Consider the following 944-nt stretch of genomic DNA (forward strand, 5'->3'; position numbering starts at 1 on the left):
GCCCAGGGTCAGGGGCACGAAGATGAAGTGATACATCGCTGTCATGGCGAACTGCAGGCGTGACAGGTCGACGACTGATTCCGAGATCATCTCGGTTTCTCCTCGGTGGGTATTGAAGAGGGGGTGGTAGCGGGGCCGAACAGGTGGGCCTCGACGCGTTGCTGGCCGTCGCCGGGGACGGTCGGCTCGTTGAACCAGATGGCCTTGATGCTCAGCAGCAGGGTCAGCTTGATCAGCAGGATCACGGCGATCTCGCGTACCAGCGGGATGCGCCATGCGGAGGCGGAGGGTTGGCGTTCGGACATCCAGGAACTCCTTGCCGGCAGCGGGCGGCCCTGAGCGGGCGACGCTCGCTGGCAGTGTGTGTCCTAATGTTACTGATTACCTGGGGGAGTATAGAAGTGCCGGGGATTGATGCAGGTCAGTAGAACCGCGATTAGCCTGCCGACGGTGACAGGCGTTGCCGGTCACGGGCCGTTTCAGTCGAACTCCGGCAGGCTGGGGGCGAGCACGTCGTGTCCGGCGGCCTGCCAGGCATCGATACCGCCAGCCAGGGAAAGGACCTGGCGGTAGCCCATTTCCCTCAGGGCGTCGGCGGCCAGCGCCGAGCGTCCGCTGTTCTTGCAGTAGAGCACCAGCCTGAGGTCGCGGTTGGCCAGTTGCGGCTCGTTGCTCAGCCTGAACTCCAGCAGCCCGCGAGGGATGTGGACGGCGCCGGGAATGTGCGCCGCGCTGAACTCGTCCGCCTCTCGCACGTCGATCAGCAGGTCGGCAGCCCGGATGGCCGCGTCAGCCTGCGGCAGATCGACTTCGTCGATGCGGCTCCTGGCAGCGGCCACCAGGTCATGTGCACTCTTCATGAAACGTTCCTTTCGTCGCGTATGGGGGAGGGAGTATCGGCACGCTCCAGGGTCTCCCGGGTCAGCTGCGGCGCCAGGTGCTTG

3 protein-coding genes are annotated in these 944 nt (G+C 65.0%); all 3 read right to left on the minus strand.

Annotated features, from left to right (window positions below):
* A partial coding sequence (locus tag J0A65_RS24170) for a cytochrome ubiquinol oxidase subunit I (protein WP_206596811.1) occupies positions 1-90 on the minus strand: 90 nt, incomplete at its 3' end.
* The gene (cydP, locus tag J0A65_RS24175; RefSeq protein WP_134675951.1) at positions 87-305 is read right to left on the minus strand and encodes a cytochrome oxidase putative small subunit CydP; all 219 of its coding nucleotides are present in this window, start codon (positions 303-305) and stop codon (positions 87-89) included. The genes J0A65_RS24170 and cydP, both read right to left, overlap by 4 nt.
* 174 nt (positions 306-479) lie before the next feature.
* Complete coding sequence (locus tag J0A65_RS24180) at positions 480-860, minus strand: rhodanese-like domain-containing protein (protein WP_206596810.1); 381 nt, start codon at positions 858-860, stop codon at positions 480-482.
* Positions 861-944: the final 84 nt, after the last annotated feature.

This window comes from Bowmanella yangjiangensis, from assembly GCF_017255015.1.
GTDB classification, from domain to species: Bacteria; Pseudomonadota; Gammaproteobacteria; order Enterobacterales; family Alteromonadaceae; genus Bowmanella; species Bowmanella yangjiangensis.

What these genes read in the sequence shown, in the direction of transcription:
- cydP (WP_134675951.1), bottom strand. Translation starts at nt 305, where the DNA reads ATGTCCGAACGCCAACCCTCCGCCTCCGCATGGCGCATCCCGCTGGTA.
- J0A65_RS24180 (WP_206596810.1), bottom strand. Translation starts at nt 860, where the DNA reads ATGAAGAGTGCACATGACCTGGTGGCCGCTGCCAGGAGCCGCATCGAC.